This window comes from Streptomyces sp. NTD91, assembly GCF_059510455.1.
In genome coordinates, this window is the sequence record NZ_JCAJZW010000047.1 from 40,330 (window position 1) to 61,707 (window position 21,378).

The 21,378-nt window shown below is 73.2% G+C and carries 15 protein-coding genes; 9 read left to right on the forward strand and 6 right to left on the reverse strand.

Annotation, left to right across the window (positions count from 1 at the left end; translation table 11 throughout):
* Positions 1 to 12 precede the first annotated feature (12 nt).
* Together ppdK and AC5WRT_RS32765 are read left to right on the forward strand one after the other, a co-directional pair.
* Positions 13 to 2,697 carry a pyruvate, phosphate dikinase gene (ppdK, locus tag AC5WRT_RS32760; RefSeq protein WP_496097823.1) on the forward strand — a complete coding sequence of 895 codons (2,685 nt, stop codon included), beginning with the start codon at positions 13 to 15 and terminating at the stop codon, positions 2,695 to 2,697.
* Positions 2,698 to 2,925: 228 nt separating this feature from the next.
* A complete protein-coding gene (locus AC5WRT_RS32765; RefSeq protein ID WP_496097824.1) occupies positions 2,926 to 4,128 on the forward strand; it encodes a globin domain-containing protein in 1,203 nt (400 codons plus the stop codon).
* 30 nt (positions 4,129 to 4,158) lie between these two features.
* On the opposite strand, the gene AC5WRT_RS32770 is transcribed toward AC5WRT_RS32765, so the two are convergent.
* Positions 4,159 to 4,494: a cupin domain-containing protein gene (locus AC5WRT_RS32770; protein ID WP_496097825.1), complete on the reverse strand. Its 336-nt coding sequence runs from the start codon at positions 4,492 to 4,494 to the stop codon at positions 4,159 to 4,161.
* Between the two features lie 556 nt (positions 4,495 to 5,050).
* Here AC5WRT_RS32770 and AC5WRT_RS32775 point away from each other — a divergent pair.
* Positions 5,051 to 5,518 (forward strand): PP2C family protein-serine/threonine phosphatase, encoded by a 468-nt coding sequence (locus AC5WRT_RS32775; RefSeq protein WP_496097826.1) that lies wholly within the window; start codon positions 5,051 to 5,053, stop codon positions 5,516 to 5,518.
* Positions 5,519 to 5,622: 104 nt separating this feature from the next.
* Here AC5WRT_RS32775 and narI read toward each other — a convergent pair whose 3' ends face one another.
* The 4 genes from narI to AC5WRT_RS32795 are packed head-to-tail and all read right to left on the reverse strand — an operon-like array spanning position 5,623 to position 12,407.
* Positions 5,623 to 6,372 (reverse strand): respiratory nitrate reductase subunit gamma, encoded by a 750-nt coding sequence (narI, locus tag AC5WRT_RS32780; protein WP_496097827.1) that lies wholly within the window; start codon positions 6,370 to 6,372, stop codon positions 5,623 to 5,625.
* Positions 6,369 to 7,148: a nitrate reductase molybdenum cofactor assembly chaperone gene (gene narJ / locus AC5WRT_RS32785; protein WP_496097828.1), complete on the reverse strand. Its 780-nt coding sequence runs from the start codon at positions 7,146 to 7,148 to the stop codon at positions 6,369 to 6,371. Before narJ ends, narI begins: the two co-directional genes overlap by 4 nt.
* Positions 7,145 to 8,704 carry a nitrate reductase subunit beta gene (narH, locus tag AC5WRT_RS32790; protein WP_496097829.1) on the reverse strand — a complete coding sequence of 520 codons (1,560 nt, stop codon included), beginning with the start codon at positions 8,702 to 8,704 and terminating at the stop codon, positions 7,145 to 7,147. The genes narJ and narH overlap by 4 nt, the downstream gene beginning before the upstream one ends.
* A gap of 1 nt (position 8,705) precedes the next feature.
* Entirely contained in the window at positions 8,706 to 12,407 is a 3,702-nt protein-coding gene (locus AC5WRT_RS32795) for a nitrate reductase subunit alpha (RefSeq protein WP_496097830.1), read from the reverse strand.
* A gap of 484 nt (positions 12,408 to 12,891) precedes the next feature.
* On the opposite strand from AC5WRT_RS32795, the gene AC5WRT_RS32800 reads away from it, so the two are divergent.
* Positions 12,892 to 13,899, forward strand: coding sequence for an Acg family FMN-binding oxidoreductase (locus AC5WRT_RS32800; protein ID WP_496100869.1), 1,008 nt, complete (start codon positions 12,892 to 12,894; stop codon positions 13,897 to 13,899).
* A gap of 117 nt (positions 13,900 to 14,016) precedes the next feature.
* Here AC5WRT_RS32800 and AC5WRT_RS32805 read toward each other — a convergent pair whose 3' ends face one another.
* A complete protein-coding gene (locus AC5WRT_RS32805) occupies positions 14,017 to 14,439 on the reverse strand; it encodes a pyridoxamine 5'-phosphate oxidase family protein (protein WP_496097832.1) in 423 nt (140 codons plus the stop codon).
* A gap of 294 nt (positions 14,440 to 14,733) precedes the next feature.
* Between AC5WRT_RS32805 and AC5WRT_RS32810 the strand changes: the two genes are divergently transcribed.
* The 5 genes from AC5WRT_RS32810 to AC5WRT_RS32830 form a co-directional block, all read left to right on the forward strand.
* Positions 14,734 to 15,981 carry an MFS transporter gene (locus AC5WRT_RS32810; protein WP_496100870.1) on the forward strand — a complete coding sequence of 416 codons (1,248 nt, stop codon included), beginning with the start codon at positions 14,734 to 14,736 and terminating at the stop codon, positions 15,979 to 15,981.
* 18 nt (positions 15,982 to 15,999) lie between these two features.
* The gene (locus AC5WRT_RS32815) at positions 16,000 to 16,473 is read left to right on the forward strand and encodes a hemerythrin domain-containing protein (RefSeq protein WP_496100871.1); all 474 of its coding nucleotides are present in this window, start codon (positions 16,000 to 16,002) and stop codon (positions 16,471 to 16,473) included.
* A gap of 159 nt (positions 16,474 to 16,632) precedes the next feature.
* Entirely contained in the window at positions 16,633 to 19,017 is a 2,385-nt protein-coding gene (locus AC5WRT_RS32820) for a phosphoketolase family protein (RefSeq protein ID WP_496097835.1), read from the forward strand.
* A 194-nt stretch (positions 19,018 to 19,211) separates the two neighbouring features.
* Positions 19,212 to 20,948 (forward strand): sensor histidine kinase, encoded by a 1,737-nt coding sequence (locus AC5WRT_RS32825; protein ID WP_496100872.1) that lies wholly within the window; start codon positions 19,212 to 19,214, stop codon positions 20,946 to 20,948.
* Positions 20,949 to 21,057: 109 nt separating this feature from the next.
* A partial coding sequence (locus tag AC5WRT_RS32830; protein WP_496100873.1) for an SHOCT domain-containing protein occupies positions 21,058 to 21,378 on the forward strand: 321 nt, incomplete at its 3' end.

Below are 21,378 nucleotides of genomic sequence, written 5' to 3' on the forward strand. Positions count from 1 at the left end.
CGGTGAGACACGATGAGCACACCGACGAAGTACGTGTACACGTTCGGCGAGGGCAACCGGGAGATGGCCGGCCTGCTCGGCGGCAAGGGAGCCGGGCTGGCCGAGATGACCCGGCTCGGACTTCCCGTGCCGCCGGGCTTCACCGTCACCACCGAGGCCTGCCGGCTCTATCTGGACACCGGGCAGGAGCCGCCCGAGCTGGGCGTGGAGGAGGCCCGTGCGCTGGCCGCCCTGGAGCGGACCATGGGCCGCACCCTCGGTGCGGCCGACGATCCGCTACTGGTGTCCGTGCGCTCCGGCGCCCGGTTCTCGATGCCCGGGATGATGGAGACCATCCTCGACATCGGCCTGAACGACGAGTCCGTCGCCGGGCTGGCCAAGGCGTCCGGGCAGGAGCGGTTCGCCTGGGACTCCTACCGGCGTCTGGTGCAGATGTTCGGCCGCACGGTGATGGGCGTCGACGGCGACCTCTTCGAACAGGCCATCACCCGGCACGAGGCGCGCCGCGGAACGCGCGACGAGCACGACCTCGACGCCGCGGAACTCGCCCTCGTCACCGAGGAGTTCAAGGAGATCATCCGTCGGGAGACGGGCGAGCGCTTCCCCCAGGAACCCGTCGAGCAGCTCGAGCGGGCCGTCCGCGCGGTCTTCGACTCCTGGAACGGTGAACGCGCCCGCGTCTACCGCCGCCGTGAGCACATCCCCGACGACCTCGGCACCGCCGTCAACGTCCAGGCGATGGTCTTCGGGAACCTCGGCCCCGACTCCGGCACCGGCGTCGCCTTCACCCGCGACCCGGCCACCGGCGCCCGCGGCGTGTACGGCGACTACCTGCCCGACGCGCAGGGCGAGGACGTCGTCGCCGGCGTCCGGGACGCCGTTCCCCTGGCCGAGCTGAAGCGGCTCGACCCGCACGCGTACGACGCGCTCGCAGGTCACCTGCGTACCCTGGAGGACCACTACCGGGACCTGTGCGACGTGGAGTTCACCGTCGAGCGCGGCCGGCTGTGGATCCTGCAGACCCGCGTCGGCAAGCGCACCGCCGAGGCCGCCTTCCGCATCGCCCACGACCTGCGCGAGGAGCGGACGATCACGGCCGACGAGGCGCTGGCGCGCGTCCACGGCGCCGAGCTGACGCGGCTGATGTTCCCCCGTTTCGACACCACACCCGCCGACGTACCCCTCGCGCACGGTGTGCCCGCCTCACCGGGCGCGGCTGTCGGCGTCGTCGTCTTCGACTCCGCCGAGGCCCGGCGCCGTGCCGCCGCCGGCGAGGACACCGTGCTCGTCCGCCGGGAGACGACCCCCGACGACCTGCCGGGAATGATCGCCGCACGGGCCGTGCTCACCAGCCGCGGCGGCAAGACCAGCCACGCCGCCGTCGTCGCCCGCGGCATGGGCAGGGTCTGTGTGTGCGGCGCCGAGTCGCTCACCGTCGACCAGACCGCCCGCAGCCTCACCACCGACTCGGGAGTCGTCGTACGCGAGGGCGACACCGTCTCCGTCGACGGCACCGCCGGCACCGTGCACCTCGGCGCGTTGCCGCTCACCGCCTCCGACGTCGGTCGCGCGCTGGAGACCGGCGAGAGCACCGGCCCGCTGACCGACGCGGTCCTGGCGGCCCTCGCCCACGCGGACTCCACCAGCCGCCTTGAGGTGCGGGCCAACGCCGACACCCCCGAGGACGCGGCACGCGCACGCAGGCTGGGCGCCCGCGGCATCGGCCTGTGCCGCACCGAGCACATGTTCCTCGGCGAGCGCAGGGCCCTTGTGGAGGCGATGATCCTCGCCCGCGACGACACCGCGCGGGAGGAGGCCCTGGCGGCCCTGCTGCCGCTCCAGCGGGCGGACTTCACCGGCATCCTGGCCGCGATGGACGGGCTGCCGGTGACCATACGCCTCATCGATCCGCCGCTGCACGAGTTCCTGCCCGACCGCACGGAACTGGCCGTGCGCCTGGCGAGCGACCCGCACCCGGACGCCCAGGACCGCGAACTGCTCGACGCCGTCGAGCGCATGCACGAGCGGAACCCGATGCTGGGCCTGCGCGGCGTACGGCTCGGCCTGGCCGTTCCCGGCCTCATGGGCATGCAGGTCCGGGCGGTCGCCGAGGCCGTCGTGCACCGCCGCGGTGAGGGCGGCCGGCCGTGCGCCGAGATCATGATCCCGCTCGTCGGAACGGCCGAGGAGCTACGGCTGGCCCGGGCCGAGACCGAACGCGTGCTCGAGCAGGTCGCCGCCGAGACCGGCGAGTCCCTCGACCTCCCGATCGGCACGATGATCGAACTGCCCCGGGCGGCCCTCACCGCGGGCCGCATCGCCGAAGCCGCCGACTTCTTCTCCTTCGGCACGAACGACCTCACCCAGACGACCTGGGGGCTCTCCCGCGACGACGCGGAGGCCTCCTTCTTCCCGCTGTACCTGGACAAGGGAGTCTTCAGCGTCTCCCCGTTCGAGACGATCGACCAGGAGGGCGTCGGCAGGCTCGTCGAACTGGCCGTCGCGGCGGGCCGCGCCACCGAACCCGGCCTGGAGACCGGGGTGTGCGGCGAGCACGGCGGCGACCCCGCATCCATCCACTTCTTCCACCGGGCAGGCCTCGACTACGTCTCCTGCTCCCCCTTCCGCGTCCCGTCCGCCCGCCTGGAGGCGGGCCGCGCCGCCCTCCCGGACACCGAAGCGGGGGACATCAGGTGACCGCCGCGGTGCGAAGAGAGGACCCGCGACACGTCGGCCGGCCCGCAAGAACGTGACGGGCCTCACGCCGGAGCAGGCCCGACGGGCCCTGCCCACAGGGCAGTTCGGCCCTGTTCGAGATCACCGCGCCACCGGCACGATCGATGTGCCGGTCCGGATCCGGGGGACGGATCCCGGCTGTGACGGTGAGCGCCGTCCACCCTCATGCCCGCACCCCAGAGGAGAGTCATGCTTTCGCCCGAGTCGGCCGCTGTCGTTCGCGCCACCCTGCCCGCCGTCGGCGGTGCCCTGGACGAGATCACGGCACGCTTCTACGGCACCATGTTCGCCGAGCAGCCCGAGCTGCTGGACGGCCTCTTCAACCGCGGCAACCAGGCCAGCGGTGAGCAGCGCCGGGCACTGGCCGGCTCCATCGCGGGTTTCGCCCAGGCCCTGCTGGCGAACCCCGACGCACGCCCGGACGCGCTCCTCGCCCGGATCGCCCACAAGCACGCCGCGCTGGGCGTCACCGAGGACCAGTACACGATCGTCCACAAGTACCTGTTCCGGGCGATCGGCGACGTACTGGGCGATGCCGTCACGCCCGAGGTGGCCGCCGCCTGGGACGAGGTGTACTGGCTGATGGCCGGCGCGCTCATAGCGCAGGAGGCACGCCTCTACCAGGAGGCCGAGGTCGACCCGCGCAAGCCGTGGCGGCAGTGGACCGTCGTGGGGCGGCGGGAGGAGACCGCCGACGTGGCGTCCTTCCTGCTGCGCCCGGCCGACGAGGGCCCCCTGCCCCGGGCGCGGGCCGGTCAGTACGTCAGCGTCCGGGTCCGCATGCCCGACGGCATCCACCAGACCCGCCAGTACAGCCTGTCCAACGCCCCGGGCGACCGGATGCGGCGCATCACCGTCAAGCGGGTGGCGAGCGTCGCCGACGCACCGGAGGGCGAGGTCTCCAACCAGTTGCACCGCACCGTGAGCACCGGCGACGAGCTCACCCTCTCGGCACCGTTCGGAGACGTGGTGCTCGACGACGCCGACACCCCGCTGGTGCTGGTCTCCGCCGGCATCGGCTGCACCCCGATGGCCGGCATGCTCGAACACCTCGCCGCCACCGGCTCGGGCCGGCGGGTGTGGGTGCTGCACGCCGACCGCACCCCGGCCGACTACGCCCTGCGTGCCGAGACCCTGCGCCTCGTGGAGCAACTGCCGCACGCGCGGGCCGAGTTCTGGTACGAACAGGACGCCGAGGAAGCCGGCTCCCGCCCGGGCCTGATGGACCTCGACTGCCTGGACCTGCCCGCCGACGCGGACGTGTACCTGTGCGGCTCGCTGTCCTTCATGCGCGCCGTGCGCGCCCAACTGCTCCAGCAGGGCGTCCCCGCCCGCAGCATCCGCTACGAGGTCTTCGGCCCGGACCTGTGGCAGGCCCACGCCGAAGACTGACGGTCCGCGTCCGCGGGCGGCCGGGGCGGGTCAGCGGTGCCGGGCGACCGTCAGCAGGACGGCGGAGTCCTCCAGGGCCTGAAGGCTGTGCCGGGCGGGCGGCACGACGAGCAGGTCGCCCGCCGTGCCTTCCCACGCCTCGTCGCCGCTGCGCAGCCGTACCCGGCCGCGCAGGACTTGCACCGTGGCCTCGCCGGGATTCTCGTGTTCCGACAGGTCGGTGCCGGCGCGCAGCGCGATGAGCGTCTGACGCAGGACGTGTTCGTGGCCGCCGTGGAGGGTCTCGGCACTGCGGCCGGGGGAGGACGCGGCGATGGCCCGTTCCAGGTGTTCCCGGATCCGGGCGTCGAGGGAGAGCTTCTGCATGGGACGAGTGTGCCCCTTCTCCGTCCGGAGCCCCGGGCGCCGCCGCGCCGGGGGCTCCGCGGCGTGACGACACGCACGGATGCGGCCGTACGACATGCACGGACGCCCGGGTACCACCGGCACGTCCCGCGACGCCAACAGCGTGTCCCGGGACCTGCTCGCGGTCGGACGAGCGCGGAGGGTGGCAGCACGGGGCGAGGTGAGGTCGACGCCGGACGGCGCCGGGGGGGAAGGACCATGGCGCACGACCCGGGGCAGCGGCACCAGGACGGCCCGCGGTCCGCAGTCCCGCCGGCGCACGGTCCGGAGCCGGCGGCTCAGGACGGCGGGAGCCCGCAGGTGACCCGGCTCCTCCTCGACCGGCAGCGGCTGCAGCGGCTGCCGGGCACGGTCGCGGCGATCAGCGCCGGCATGGACACCCGTACGGTGCTGCGCCGCATCGTGGAGGCCGCCACCGACCTCGTGGGCGCGCGGTACGGGGCTCTGGGCGTGCTGGGGCGGGCCGTGCCGACGCCATGGCCCTGCCGGACGGCGCGATCTGCGTCTGGTGGGCGACGTGACCGGCCACGATGTCGCGGCCGCCCGGCTGATGGGCCGGATCCGCAACGTGCTGCGGGCGCTCGCCTTCGACCGCGGCGGGCCGCCCGGCATGGTCGTCTCGCGCCTCGACCGCGCCCTGACGATGTTCGAGGACCCGCCGACGGCCACCCTGGTGCTCGGCCGTCTCGAACCGGGCCGCCGGGGACACGTCTTCGGCCGGAACAACGCCGGGCACCCGCCGCCGCTGCTCATCGGGGACGACGGCGCCACCCGCTACCTGGCACCCGCCCGCCACGGGATCCCCGTCGGCAGCGACGCCTCCGTACCCCGCTTCAGCCACACCTGCCCGCTCCCGCCGGGCGCCACCCTGCTGCTGTTCACCGACGGGCTCGTGGAGCGCCGCGGCCAGGACATCGACACCGGGCTGGACGAGCTGGCCGCATCCCTCGCCGGGCCCCACTGGACGACCTGTGCGACGCACTGATCACCCACGAAGGCCGGATGTGCGACGACGTGACCCTCCTCGCCCTGCGCGTCCCGGCCGGCCCGGCGCGCCGAGACCGGCGCCGGGCCGGCCGGGCGCGACGATCACGCGGCACGGCGGGTGCGGGGCTCGGCGCCCGGTACACCGCGCGCCACGGGCGCCGGGCCGGTCGCGCGGCGCCGGTAGACCAGGTAGGGCCGGACGAGGTAGCCGACCGGGGCGCTCCACACGTGCACCAGACGGGTGAACGGCCAGGCGGCGAAGAGCAGGCAGGCGCTCAGGGCGTGCAGCTGGAACAGGAGCGGTGCGCCGGACATGGCCTCGGGGCGCGGGTGCAGGGAGAAGACACCGCGGAACCAGACGGAGACGGTTTCCCGGTAGTCGTAGCCGCCGCCGAAGACGTTGTGCACGGCGGTGGCGCCGAAGCCCAGCAGCACCGTCAGGGAGAGCAGCGGGAAGAGCACCTTGTCGCTGCGGTCGGTGGTGAGGCGGATGCGCCGGGCGAGCAGCCGGCGGGCGCACAGTATGCCCAGCCCGCAGACCATGGCCACGCCCGCGACCGAGCCGAGCGAGACGGCCGCCGTGTGGTAGGCGCGCTCGCTGATCCCTGCGGCCTCCGTCCAGGACGCGGGGACGGCGAGACCGGCCACGTGCCCGGCGATCACCGCGAAGGCCCCGAGGTGGAACAGCGGGCTGCCCCACCGCAGCCAGCGGTGCTCCAGGAACTGGGTGGTGCGGGAGGTCCACCCGAACTGGTCCTGCCGGTAGCGCCATACATGGCCGACGGCGAACACGGCCAGGCAGACGTAGGGGAAGGCGACCCACAGCAGGAGGTCGGTTCCTGAAGCGCTCATCGAGGACCATCCGGGGACGAGGGGAGGGGCGGCACGAGGGTGGGCGGGGCCTGGCCGGGCGGGACGAAGGCGCCGGGCGGGGCGGACGGGCCGCCGGCGTACGGGTCGAGACCGACGTCCTCGTCCGGCGGTCCCCCGGCGGCCAGTTCGGCCAGGGCCGCGAGGTCGGCCTCGGTGGCCGGGGGCATCAGGGTGAGCAGCGCGGCCGGCAGGTGCCGGTAGGGCGAGTCCGCATCGGTCAGCGCCCGGTGGATCAGCTCAAGACCGCGCCGGTGCCGGCGCAGCGGCGCCTCGCCCGCGCCGGGGCCCGACAGGGCGGCGAACTCCAGCACCACGGGAAGGTGGTCGGGGAGTTCCCCGCCGTCGACGTCCCAGCCGGCCGCGCGGTACTGCTGGGCCAGGGCGAGCAGGGCCATGCCCCGGCGGCGGGTGTCGCCGTGGAGGTAGTAGGTGAGGTAGAGGCTGCTCCTGCGGCGCAGGTCGAACATCTCGACGTAGTGCCGCTCCAGTGCCTCGGGCTCCTGCCCGGCGAACCAGGCGGCGAAGGAGGCCAGTTCACCGGCGGCCGGTGACGGGGGCAGGGACCGGACGGCGGCGAGGACGGCGGGCCTCGCGGCGGCCAGCTCGGCGTCCGGGTACTGCAGCAGCAGCGACAGCAGCCGCAGGACCAGCGCCCGGTCCCTGACCTCCTTCGGGGTGAGTCGGGACGGGCGGCGTACGGCGGCCCGCAGGCGGGTGCGCACGATGGCGGGGACGGTGCCGGGGAGCGGGCTCACGGGCGGCCTCCTGCGGGGGCTTCGGGGGTACGGCGGCGCAGCGTCGGGATGCCGAGCATCACCTTGCGCTTGCCCGGCTCGGCGGAGGTCTCCACCGGGCAGCGGTTCTCCATCGCCGTGAGTGCGGCGGCGTCCTCCGTGTGGGCGGCCGGCACGACGTAGCGGTCCTTGTACTTGGCCACCGCGAGCAGCCGGTGCAGGTCCCGCGCCTCCCGGGCCGTCAGCCCCACGGCCTTGATCGCGGCCTCGTCCGGACTCTCGCCCAGGGTCCACGCGCGCATGTACGAGCGCAGCGCCGTCAGCTTCATCAGCACCCCGGCGACCACCTCGGTGTCCCCGGCGGTGAACAGCTCCGCCAGGTACTCCAGCGGGATGCGCAGCCGGGTGACCGCGGCGAACACATGGTCCGGGTCGTCCTGGTCGCCGCCCGCGACGGTGACCGCGTCGAGGACGGGGGACAGGGGCGGCACGTACCAGACCATCGGCAGGGTGCGGTACTCCGGGTGCAGCGGCAGGGCCACCTTGTACCGGCACACCAGGTCGTACACGGGTGAGCGGCGGGCGGCCTCCAGCCAGTCCTCGGGAATGCCGGCCTCCCGGGCCGCCGACCGCACCTCGGGATCGCGCGGGTCGAGGAAGACGCCGCGCTGGGCGTCCAGCAGGTCCCTCTCACCCGGCGCGGCGGCGGCCTCGCCGACGCGGTCGGCGTCGTACAGCAGCAGCCCGAGGTAGCGCAGCCGCCCGACGCAGGTCTCGGAGCAGACGGTGGGCTGACCGGCCTCGATGCGGGGGAAGCAGAACGTGCACTTCTCGGCCTTGCCGGTGGCGTGGTTGACGTACACCTTCTTGTACGGGCACGCCGTGACGCACATGCGCCAGCCCCGGCACCGGTCCTGGTCGACCAGCACGATGCCGTCCTCGACCCGCTTGTACATCGCCCCCGACGGACAGGCGGACACGCAGGCCGGGTTGAGGCAGTGCTCGCACAGGCGGGGCAGATGGAACAGGAAGGTCTGCTCGAACTCCATCTTCACCTTCGCGGCCCACTCGCCGCTCAGGTTCGGGTCGCCGCCCGCGTGCTCGGGAGCGCCGCCCAGTCCGTCCTCCCAGTTGGCGCCCCAGGTGATGGAGGTCGGCTTGCCGGTGAGGACCGAGCGGGGGCGGGCGACCGGCATGTCCGGTCCCGCCGGGGCGCTGACCAGGTTGTCGTAGTCGTACGTCACCGGCTCGTAGTAGTCCTCGATGGCCGGCAGGTGCGGGTTGGAGAACAGCGACAGCAGCCGCTCGACCCGGCCACCGGAGCGCAGGACGAGACGCCCCCGCTCGTCCAGCGTCCAGCCGCCCTTCCACCGCTCCTGGTCCTCGTAGCGGCGCGGGTAGCCCACGCCCGGCTTGGTCTCCACGTTGTTGAACCAGGCGTACTCGACACCGGTGCGGTTGGTCCACGTCTGCTTGCAGGTGACCGAGCAGGTGTGACACCCGATGCACTTGTCGAGGTTCATCACCATCGCGATCTGGCCCATGACGCGTCCTATGGTGGCTTTGCCACGGGGCATGTCAGTACTCCACTTCCTGCGAGCGACGGCGGATGACCGTGACCTCGTCGCGCTGGTTGCCGGTCGGGCCGTAGTAGTTGAAGGCGTACGTGAACTGGGCGTAGCCGCCCGCGAGGTGGGTGGGCTTGAGCAGCAGGCGGGTCAGCGAGTTGTGGATGCCGCCGCGCCTGCCGCTGACCTCGGTCTTCGGCACGTTCACCGTGCGGTCCTTGGCGTGGTACATGTACACCGTGCCCTCGGGCATCCGGTGGGTGACCACGGCGCGGGCGGCGACGACGCCGTTTCGGTTGTAGGCCTCGATCCACTCGTTGTCCCGGACGCCGATCCTCTCGGCGTCCGCGGTGGACATCCAGATGACCGGGCCGCCGCGCGACAGCGCCAGCATGTAGGCGTTGTCCTGGTACTCGGAGTGGATGGACCACTTGGAGTGCGGGGTCAGGTAACGCACCGTCACCTCGGCCCGGCCGTCCTCGTGCAGATGCTCGTCGCCCCAGTGCCGGATGGCGTTCAACGGCGGTCGATAGACGGGGAGCTGCTCGCCCAGTTCGGCCATCCAGTCGTGCTGGACGAAGAAGTGCTGGCGGCCGGTGAGGGTGTGCCAGGGCTTCTTGTGCTCGACGTTGATCACGAAGGGGGAGTAGCGGCGCCCGCCGGCCTCCGAACCGGACCACTCGTACGACGTCAGCACCGCGCGGGGCTGCGTGCGGGTGTCGGCGAAGGTGATCCGCTCCGCTTCGCGCTCGGCGGCCAGTTCCACCAGGCCCTCGCTGCCGGTCTGCCGCTCGAGCTCCCGGAACCCCTCGGTGGCCAGACGGCCGTTTGTGGTGCCGGACAGGGCGAGGATCGCCTCGCACAGGTCGCTCGCGGTGGCCAGGGACGGGCGTCCGGCGCCGACCCCCTCGCGGACCGTGCCGCAGCGGTGCCGCAGCTCCTCGACCTCGCGGTCGGGGTGGACGGTGACGCCCTTGGTGGTCGTGCCCAGGGTGTCCAGCAGCGGTCCGACGGCGCGCATCTTCTCGGCTACGGCGGCGTAGTCACGTTCGACCACGGCCAGCTTCGGCATGGTCCTGCCCGGTATCGGCTCGCACTCCCCGGTCCTCCAGTCCCGTACCGTCCCGCCCGGCTGGGCGAGTTCGTCGGGGGTGTCGTGGGCGAGCGGCACGGCGAGGACGTCGGTGCGGGTGCCGAGGTGCTCGGCGGCGAGTTCGCTGAACTTGTCGGCGACGGCCAGGAAGGTGTCGTAGTCGGTGCGGGCCTGCCAGGGCGGGGCGATGGCCGGGGTGAAGGCGTGCACGAAGGGGTGCATGTCGGTGCTGGACAGGTCGTCCTTCTCGTACCAGGTCGCGGCCGGCAGGACGACGTCGGCCAGCAGGCCGGTGGAGGTCATCCGGAAGTCCATGGTGACCAGCAGGTCGAGCTTGCCCTCGGGAGCCTCCTCGTGCCACACGACCTCCTCGGGCCGCTGCCCGGCCGGGGTCTCGGCGCTGCGGACCGCCGCGTCCGTGCCCAGCAGATGGCGCAGGAAGTACTCGTTGCCCTTGCCGGAGGAGCCCAGCAGGTTCGCCCGCCACACGGTCAGCACCCGCGGGAAGTTGGCCGGGGCGTCCGGGTCCTCGGCGGCGAACCGCAGCCGCCCCGCCTTCAGCTCGTCCACGATGTGCGCGGCGACCTCGCGCCCCTGCGCCGCGGCCTCGTCGCACAGGTCCAGCGGGTTGCGGTCGAAACCGGGGTGGCCCGGCGTCCAGCCGAGGCGCACGGCCTGGGCGAGACAGTCGGCGAACGCCTTGCCCCTGAACCTTCCCGCGCCGAGCGGGGAGGCCAGTTCCTCGGGGCCGAAGGACTCGTAGCGCCACTGGTCGGTGTTCAGGTACCAGTACGAGGTGCCCGCCATGTGCCGGGTCGGCCGCTGCCAGTCGAAGGCGAACGCCAGGTGCTGGAAACCGGTCAGCGGACGGACCTTCTCCTGCCCGACGTAGTGCGCCCAGCCGCCGCCGTTGACGCCCTGGCAGCCGGTCATCGTGGTCAGCGCCAGGAAGGCCCGGTAGATCGTGTCGGAGTGGAACCAGTGGTTGGTGCCCGCGCCCATCGCGATCATGGAGCGGCCGTTCGTGCGCTCGGCGTTGCGGGCGAACTCCCGGGCGATCCGGGTCGCCTGCGCGGCGGGCACGGACGTGATGGTCTCCTGCCAGGCCGGGGTGTACGGCTGGGAGGCGTCGTCGTACGCCAGCGGCCAGATGCCCGGCAGACCCGGCCGGGCCACACCGTACTGGGCGAGCATGAGGTCGAAGACGGTGGTGACGAGCCGGCCGCCGATCCGGCGCACGGGCACCCCGCGCACCATCACCGAACCGCCCTCGGTGGCGCCCTCGTCGAACCGGGGCAGCGCCACCCGCACCCTGTCCTCGGCCGCCTCCAGCAGGCTCAACACCGGCTCGACATCGCCGAGTGCGAGGTTCCAGCGGCCCTGTTCGGCCTGCGCCCAGCGGAAGCCGAGAGAGCCGTTGGGCACCACCGGCTCACCGGTGACCCCGTCCAGCAGCACCGTCTTGGACCCGGCGTTCTCCTCGTCCGTGCGGCCCAGGTCGGCGGCGGTCAGGAACCCGTCCGGGACCAGCCCGCGCTCGCTCTCCCGCAGGGTCACCAGGAACGGCGCGTCCGTGTACGTCCGCAGGTAGTCCCGGAAGTACGGCACCTCCCGCTCGACCAGGAACTCCCGGAGGATCACATGCCCCATCGCCATCGCCAGCGCCCCGTCCGTACCGGGGTGAGGGGCGAGCCACTCGTCGGCGAACTTCACGTTGTCGGCGTAGTCCGGGCTGACCGCGACGACCTTGGTGCCGTTGTAGCGGGTCTCGGTCAGGAAGTGCGCGTCCGGGGTCCGGGTGACGGGGATGTTGGAGCCCCACATGATCAGATAGCCCGCGTTCCACCAGTCGGCCGCCTCCGGCACGTCGGTCTGGTCGCCGAAGACCTGCGGGGAGGCCACCGGCAGGTCGGCGTACCAGTCGTAGAACGACAGCAGCGTTCCGCCGATCAGCGACATGAACCTGGAGCCGGCCGCGAACGACGCCATCGACATCGCCGGGATCGGCGAGAAACCGGCGACGCGGTCGGGGCCGTACGTCCTGATGGTGTGCACATGGGCGGCGGCGACCAACTCGGTGACCTCGTCCCAGTGGGCGCGCACCAGACCGCCCTTGCCCCGGGCCCGCTTGTAGGCGCGGGCCCGGGCCGGGTCGCCGGTGATCTCCGCCCATGCCGCCACCGGATCGCCGAGCCTGCGCCGGGCCTCGCGCCACATCTTCAGCAGCGTGCCCCGCACGTACGGGTGACGGACCCGGCTGGGCGAGTAGGTGTACCAGGAGAACGACGCGCCCCGCGGGCATCCACGGGGCTCGTACTCGGGGCAGTCCGTGCCGATCGAGGGATAGTCGGTGGCCTGGTGCTCCCAGGTGATGATGCCGTCCTTGACGTACACCATCCACGAGCAGGAACCGGTGCAGTTGACGCCGTGCGTGGAGCGCACCACCCTGTCGTGCGCCCAGCGGTCCCGGTAGAAGCCCTCCCACTTCGGGTCGCCCGCACCGAAGACGGCACGTCCGTCGGCGGAGACCTCGCGGCGCGTCAGCAGCCTGCGGGCGGCCAGCGGCCAGCCTTCACCGGCGCGCCGCTGCGACGGGCGCGCCCTCTCGTCGTTCTCCATGGTCACGAACGCTAGGTGCCGGCCCCGCCGGGGTCCTGGGGCCGAACGGCCCTGTCCGGCAGACCTTCCGGCCCGGTCTCGTCTGTGCCGCCGGGACGCACGGCCCCGGGGCGGTGCGGCGCGTTCCGGCTGCCCTTCGGCATCGCCCCGAGTGCCGAGCGGGGACCCTCGGCCCCTGCGGAGGGGCTGGGCGGCCGCCGCGCACGGGCGGCTCGGCGTCGGATGCTGACTGCCGACCGATCCGGAGGTGTCCCGTGTACCACTGCACCGCACGTCCGTGCGGCAGCCTCCACCGCCGTCCCCCGTCACGGATGCCGCGCACGGGCCGGACCGGTCACCGCCCGGCCATGGCCTGGCACAAGGGCGTCAGGCGCGGCCCCGCAGCAGGCGTGTGTCGCGCCGGAGGAACCCCCGTGCTCCCCGGCCGGCCCCGTGACCCCCGGACAACACCTCCGGCCCCGGAGAAGAGAAGAAAGGAAGCACCGTGCGCATCCCAGACCTGGACGCGACCGCCCTGGAGGCGCTGCTCGCCGCAGCCGTGGCGGCTCCGTCCATCCACAACACACAGCCCTGGCGCTTCCGCGTGAGCCCGGACGGCCGGGCCCTGGAGGTCCGTGCCGTGCCGGAACGGTCGCTGCCGCTGGCCGACCCGGACGGCCGCGCCCGGCATCTGTCCGTGGGAGCGGCCGTGTTCAACCTCAGGGTCGCCGCCGTGCACCTGGGCCGGCGCCCCGACGTGCTGCTCCTGCCCGATGCGGGCGACCCCGGTCTGCTGGCCGCCGTGCGGCTCGCCGCTCCGGCCGGTCCGCGCGAGCTGCGCGGACGGGAGGAGGAGCTGTACGACGCCGTCACGCGGCGGCACACCAGCCGTATGCCGTTCACCGGCCGCCCGGTGCCGGATCCGGTCGTGGCCGAGATGTCCACGGCCGCGCGCATCGAGGGCGGGCGACTGCATCTTCCGGACATCGCCGGAACCCGTCGGCTGCTGCGTCTGACCGCCGTCGCCGAGGCCCGCAACCATGCGAGCCCGGCGCGCATCGCAGAGTCCCGGGCCTGGATCACGGCGCCGGCCTCGGACCGGCCGTACGGCATCCCGGTCACGGTCATCGGTCCGCCGGACGCGGCGGGCCGGATGCCGATGCGGGACTTCACCGGCCCGCTGCCCGCGCTGCATCTGCCGGCCCTCCGTTTCGAACGGCACGCCCAGGTGGCGCTGTTGTGGACGTCCCGGGACCGGCCGGAGGACTGGCTGCGCGCGGGCCAGGCCTTGCAGCACGTGCTGCTGACGGCGACCGTGCACGGCGTGCGCACCTCACTCCTGCACCAGGCGATGGAGTGGCCGGACCTGCGGGCGGCCACCAGCATCCGGCACCAGCGGTGCCACTCCCACCTGCTGATCCGTTTCGGCTACGGCCCGGACGCCGGCCGCACACCACGCGCCCGCGTGCAGGCCGTGGCAGGCATGCATGACGGGAGCCCGGACGTCCTCTGACGCACGCCGGGCGGATGCCCCTTTCGTCCACCGTGTCCGCGCGGCCGGACGGGCCGCTCACCCGGGGGCCCCGGTGGACCGCGGGCGACGCGGAGGCGCCCGCTCTTCGCGACGGGTTCAGTCCGGGACGCGCGTACCGCTGATCTCCCGTCCGGTGACCATCTCGGAGTCGATGCGCACGAACACCCCCTCGTCCCTGACGACCCAGGAGCGCGGGCCGGTGCGCAGCAGCCGCTCGTGCTCCCCGGGGTCGGTCACCACGGTGGCCCGGCCGGTGACGACCACGCTCCAGCCGGAGTGGGTCGCGGCGTCGAAGTCGTCGGCCTCGAAGGCCACCACGACCCCGTCGACGGCGCGGACCAGGTCCGAGCTCGTCGACGTGCGCAGGAGCACGGAGGTGTCCGTGTCCAGGGAGAAGTTGACCGGGAGGACCGCGGGCAGCGCCTGACGGGTGTATACGACACGACCGACCGGCGCCTTCGCCAACAGGCGCAGGCACTCCTGCCGATCGAGCGCGCGGAAGCCGTCGTTGTGGAACACCCCTCCATGCTGCCTTCCCCGGCCGGGCCGCCGTTAGGGCCGGTCGGCCCTTGTGCGCCGGCCCGCGTCCTGGCGGCGGCGCACGGCGGCCTCGTCCGCGGTCTGGGGGGCGGGCCCGTCATGACGGAAAGCGGGGACCGCCGGGCCGGGTGATGAGGCCGGACGGCCCACTGTCCGGGAGATCGCGTGTACGGATAGTGGCGTCGGGCCACCGGCACGCGGCGCGCGGCGGCGGCCCGCGCCCCCGGACTTCTCCGGGGCCGCACGACTGCGAGGACGAAGGGACGGGCGGCGATGCTCCAGCCGTCGAGGAAGCGGAACCAGGTACCGGACACGGCCGCGTCCGTGTCCGGCCGGGCGTGGCTGATGCTGGCGCTGGCCACGACGGGCTTCGCCGTCAACTTCTGGGCCTGGGCGCTGCTCAGCCCGCTCGGCCCGCGCTTCAAGGACACCCTGCAGCTGACCTCCTTCCAGCAGTCGCTGCTGGTGGCGGTGCCGGTGGTGGTCGGTTCGCTGGGCCGGATCCCGGTGGGCGCGCTGACCGACCGGTTCGGCGGACGCGTGATGTTCCCGCTGGTGTCCGCCGCCACGACCGTCCCGGTGCTCTGTCTGGGCCTTGCCGGCCACTCCTCGCTCGCCGAGTTGCTGGTCGGCGGGTTCTTCCTCGGCGTCGGCGGCACCGCGTTCGCGGTCGGGGTGCCCTTCGTGAACGCCTGGTTCCCGCCGGAGCGGCGCGGCCTGGCCGTCGGCGTCTTCGGGGCGGGCATGGGCGGCACCGCGATCAGCGCGCTGACCACGGTCGACCTGGTGAAGGCATACGGCATGGCCGACCCCTTCCTGCTCACCGCCGGCGTGCTGGCGGTCTACGCGGTGGTGGCCGCGCTCGTGCTGCGGGACGCGCCCGGCCGCACGGTGCCCACCGAGCCGCTGGCCCGGCGTCTCGGCGCCACCCTCGGGCTCGGCGTCACCTGGCAGGCATCGGCGCTGTACGCGGTGACCTTCGGCGGCTACGTCGCCTTCTCCGTCTACCTGCCGACCTATCTGAAGACCGGCTACGGCCTGGCCCCGGGGGACGCGGCGAACCGGATGGCCGGCTTCGTGCTCCTCGCGGTGGCCATGCGGCCGGCCGGCGGCTGGCTCTCGGACCGCTTCGGCCCGGTGCGGGTGCTCGCCGGCGTCCTGGCCGTGGTGACCGCCGGAGCCCTCGTCCAGTCCTTCACCCCGCCCCTCGCACCGCTGGGCACCCTCGCGTTCCTGACGATGTCCGCCGCGCTCGGCGCGGGCAGCGGCGCGGTGTTCGCGCTGGTCGCCCTGCTCGCCCCGGCGAACATGGTCGGCTCGGTGACCGGAGTCGTCGGCGCCGCGGGCGGCCTCGGCGGTTTCGTCCCGCCGCTGCTGATGGGCTCCCTGTACGGCGCCTACGGCTCGTACGCCCTGGGACTGCTCCTGCTCGCGGCGGTGGCCGCCACCGCCCTCGTCCTCACGGGAACGGGCGTGCGCCACGCGCTCACCCGGCGCGTCCCCGCCGCCCAGGCACACTGATCAGGAGAGGACCGCACCATGTGTGAGTACTGCGGCTGCCAGGAACTGGACTCCATCGGCCGGCTGACCAGGGAGCACGAGACGGTCGTGAGCCTCATCAGCCACGTCCGTGACGCCCACCGCGACGGTGAGATCACGCGCATGGCCGAACTGGCCCGCGAGATCGCCACCGTGCTCGGCCCGCACACCGGGGTCGAGGAGCACGGCCTGTTCCCCGCCCTGGCCGCCGACTTCCCCGACAAGATCGCCACGCTCGAGGCCGAACACCGCCGTATCGAGGCCGTGCTGGCCGAGGCGGACGGACCGTTCTTGACCGATCCCACCTGGCCGGCCCGCCTCATCGACACCGTCGACCTGCTGCGCGACCACATCCTCAAGGAACAGGACGGCGTCTTCCCCGCCGCCCTCGCCATGCTGGGCCCCGAGCAGTGGGAGGCCGTCGACGCGGTACGGGCCCGGGTCGGTCCCGGCGTCCCGCAGCCGCGTGCGTGACCCGGACCGGACCGCACCTGAACGACCCCGGGTCGCACACCGCCGGCGTGTGACCCGAACAGCCCTGTCGGGGACCCGGCAGAACGGCGGAGGGTTGAGACCGCGACCGCCGTCGCACGACACACCCCGACCGCTGCCCCGACCCGGAAAGGAATCCCGATGTCCGTCGACACGCAGCAGGTGCCCGCACAACCGGAGGAGGACGAGCTGAGGTCGCTGGACGCACACTGGCGCGCCGCGAACTACCTGTCCGTCGGCCAGATCTACCTGATGGCCAACCCCCTGCTGACCGAGCCGCTGCGGCCCGAGCACGTCAAGCCGCGTCTGCTGGGCCACTGGGGCACCTCTCCGGGCCTGAACCTGGTGCACACCCATCTCAACCGGGTGATCAAGGCCCGCGACCTGGACGCGCTGTGCGTGTGGGGGCCCGGCCACGGTGGCCCGGCCGTGCTGGCCAACTCCTGGCTGGAGGGCTCCTACTCGCAGACGTACCCCGACATCACCCGGGACGCCACCGGCATGGCCCGGCTCTTCAAGCAGTTCTCGTTCCCGGGCGGGGTGCCGAGCCATGTCGCGCCCGAGACGCCGGGCTCGATCCACGAGGGCGGCGAACTGGGCTACGCGCTCTCCCACGCCTACGGCGCCGCCCTGGACAACCCCGGCCTGCTGGTGGCCTGCGTGATCGGCGACGGTGAGGCCGAGACCGGGCCGCTGGCCGCCTCCTGGCACTCCAACAAGTTCCTCGACCCGGTCCGCGACGGCGCGGTGCTGCCGATCCTGCACCTGAACGGCTACAAGATCGCCAACCCGACCGTGCTGGCCCGGATCCCGGAGAGCGAACTCGACGAACTGCTGCGCGGTTACGGCCACGACCCGATCCACGTCACCGGCGACGACCCCATGGCCGTCCACCGCGCGACGGCGCAGGCGATGGACACCGCGCTGGACCGCATCGCCGCGATCCAGTACGCGGCTCGCGAGGACGGCGCGACCGACCGGCCGCGCTGGCCCGTGATCGTGCTGCGCACCCCGAAGGGCTGGACGGGACCCGCGGTGGTCGACGGCCTGCCCGTGGAGGGCACCTGGCGCGCCCACCAGGTCCCGCTGGCCGCCGTCCGTGACAACCCCGAGCACCTGCGGCAGTTGGAGCAGTGGCTGCGCTCGTACCGCCCCGAGGAACTCTTCGACGAGCACGGCGCCCCCCGCCCGGACGTGCTGGCCTGCGTTCCGCAGGGAACCCGCCGGCTCGGCGCCACACCGCACGCCAACGGAGGCCTGCTGCTGCGCGAACTGCCCCTGCCGCCGCTGGAGAAGTACGCCGTCGATGTCGACAAGCCCGGCTCCACCCTGCACGAACCGACCCGGATCCTCGGCGACATGCTCCAGGACGTCATGGCAGCCACCGCCGACCGGCGCGACTTCCGGCTCGTCGGTCCGGACGAGACGGCCTCCAACCGGCTCCAGGCCGTCTACGCGGCCAGCGGCAAGGCATGGCAGGCTCGCACGCTCGACGTGGACGAGCACCTGGACCGGCACGGCCGGGTGATGGAGATCCTCTCCGAACACACCTGCCAGGGCTGGCTGGAGGGCTACCTCCTCACCGGCAGGCACGGGCTGTTCTCCTGCTACGAGGCCTTCGTGCACATCGTCGACTCGATGGTCAACCAGCACATCAAATGGCTGCGCACCACCCGGCGGCTGCCCTGGCGGGCCCCCATCGCCTCGCTCAACTACCTGCTGACCTCGCACGTGTGGCGCCAGGACCACAACGGCTTCTCCCACCAGGACCCCGGCTTCGTCGACCACATCCTCAACAAGAGTCCCGAGGCGGTGCGGGTCTACTTCCCGCCGGACGCCAACACCCTGCTGTCCGTGGCCGACCACGCGCTGCGCAGCCGCGACTACGTCAACGTGATCGTCGCCGGCAAGCAGCCCTGCTTCGACTGGCTGTCCATGGAGGACGCCTCGGTGCACTGCGCGCGCGGTGCCGGCATCTGGGAGTGGGCCGGCAATGAGGACGGCACGCGGGAACCGGACGTCGTACTCGCCTGCGCGGGCGACGTCCCCACCCAGGAGGTGCTGGCCGCCGCCCAGTTGCTGCGCCGACACCTGCCCGAACTGGTGGTGCGGGTGGTGAACGTCGTCGACATCGCCCGGTTGCTGCCGAGCGAGGAACACCCGCACGGGATGAGCGACTTCGAGTACGACGGTCTGTTCACCGCCGACAGGCCCGTCCTCTTCGCCTACCACGGCTACCCGTGGCTCATCCACCGCCTGGCCTACCGACGCAAGGGCCACAAGAACCTGCACGTGCGCGGCTACAAGGAGATCGGCACCACGACCACGCCGTTCGACATGGTGGTCCGCAACGACCTCGACCGCTACCGCCTGGTGATGGACGTCATCGACCGCGTCCCCGGCCTCGCGGTCCGCGCCGCCGCCGTACGCCAGCGGATGGAGGCCGCGCGCCAGCGCCACCACGTCTGGATCCGCGAGCACGGCATGGACCTGCCCGAGGTCGCCGACTGGACCTGGGACGGCTGAGCGGGGACCCCCGGCGATCGCCGCGTGCCGGGACAGGGGCGATCGCCTGCGCCGGCGCCCACCCGCCGGACGGCCTCGGCGGCACGCGGGCTCCACGCCCGAACGCGCTTGCGCCGCTGTCCGGGGTGCTGTCGAGGGCGGACCCCGGATCGGGCATCCTGGTGAGGGTCGGCGCGAGGCGAAGGGGAAGTCCGGTGGACGAGCGCGGCAGGGGTTCCCACGACGCCGGGGCCTTTCAAGCCCTGCCGCAGTTGCGGCTGGACGAGCTGCTGGAGGGCCTGCAGCAGCAGGTCGCCCAGGTGCGGGCGGCACGCGACCGCGTCCACACCCTGCTGGACGCGGTGCTCGCGATCGGCTCCGACCTGGAGCTCGAGGTGGTGCTGCAACGCATCGTGGAGTCCGCCGCCACCCTGGTCGACGCCAAGTACGGCGCCCTCGGCGTCCTCGGTGACGAGGGCACGATCAAGCAGTTCCTCACCGTCGGCCTGGACGAGGAGGCCATCGCCCGGATCGGCCACTACCCGCGCGGTGAGGGCATCCTCGGCCTGCTGATCCGCCACCCCGAGCCATTGCGCCTGGCCCGGCTGGCACAGCACCCCTCCTCCGTGGGCTTCCCGGCCGGGCATCCCCCGATGACCAGCTTCCTCGGCACCCCGATCCGGGTGCGCGACCAGGTCTTCGGCAACCTCTACCTGACCGACAAGCAGGGGGCCGCCGAGTTCGACGCCGACGACGAGGCGGTGCTGCGCACCCTGGCCGCGGCGGCCGGCGTGGCGATCGACAACGCCCGGCTGTACGACGACGCCCGTCGCAGGCAGCGGTGGCTGGGCGCCAGCAACGAACTGATGCGCAGCCTGCTGTCCGGCACCGAGCCCGCCACCGTGCTGGAGTCCTTCACCGCCGCCGTGCGCGAGATGGCCGACGCCGACCTGGTCACCCTGGCCGTCTCCGTCGGCGACAGCGACGAACTGGTCATCGAGGCCGCCTCCGGAGAGCGCGCGCGGGAGGTGCGTGGCCTGGTCCTGCCCGGCACCACACTGGCCGCGAAGGTCTTCGCCTCCGGGGAGACCATCACCAGCGACGCGGTCAGTGCCGATCCGCGCTCCGTCGCGGGCAGCGCTGCCATCGTGGAGCTGGGCCCGGCCTTCTTCGTCCCCCTCGGCGCCCGCGACCACGTGCGCGGTGTGCTGCAGGTGGCCAACGTACCGGGCCGCCCGCCGTTCCCCGACGCCGTCGTCGACATGGTGATCGGTTACGGCAACCAGGCCGCGCTGGCGCTCGAGGTCGCCGAGCACCGGCAGGACGCGGAACGCATGCTGGTCCTCGACGATCGCGACCGGATCGCCCGCGACCTGCACGACCTGGTCATCCAGCGGCTGTTCGCCGGGGCGCTGACCCTGCAGTCCACGCTCGGCCGGCTCTCCGACCGGCCCGAGGTGGGCGAGCGGGTCCAGCGGGTGGTGGACGACCTGGACGACACGATCAAGGTCATCCGGTCCACCATCTACTCGCTGCGGGAGCAGGACCGCTCGCGCAGCGAAGGTCTGCGCGCCCGCCTGGTCGCGGCCATGGAGCGGGCAGCCGATACCCTGGGCTTCCCGCCCGCCCTGCGCATGACCGGCCTGCTCGACACCGACGTGCCCGCCGGTCACGCCGAGCACCTGCTGGCCGTGCTCGGCGAGGCCCTGTCCAACGCCGCCCGGCACGCCCGGGCCACCGCCGTCGACGTGAGCGTGGACGTCGCCGACAGGGTGCTGCGGCTGAAGGTGGCGGACAACGGCCGCGGCATCGATCCCGGGGTCACCCGCCGCAGCGGCCTGGCCAACCTCCGGCAGCGCGCCGAGGAACTGGGCGGCACCTTCACCCTCCGGCCCAACGACCCGAGCGGCACCGTCGTCGAGTGGACCGCCCCGCTGCCCGCAGCCGCCTGACGCGTGAGCCCGTGGTGCCGCTCGGACGGCCGCATGGGCCGTCCGGCCCTTTGTCGTCGCGGCCGAGGGAGAGCGACGATGGAGACGTCCGCGCACACGGATCTCGGCGATGTCCCGGGAAGGCGAGGCGGGAATGATGTTCTGGTACGGCCACGGCATGAACGGGTGGGGCTGGTTCCTGATGTCCATCGGCACCGTGCTGGTCTGGGCGCTGATCATCGCCCTCGGCGTCCTCCTCTTCCGGGCCCTCGCCCGCCCCAACCCGCCGGGCGCAGGGCGCGGCACCTGGCCGACGTCGCCTCCTGGCGGCGGCGGCCCCGAACGGATCCTCGCCGAGCGGTACGCGCGAGGCGAGATCGACGACGAGGAGTACCACCGCCGCCTGGCCACGCTGCGCGGCGCACCGAGGGACGCGGCCAAGCCCCCCTCC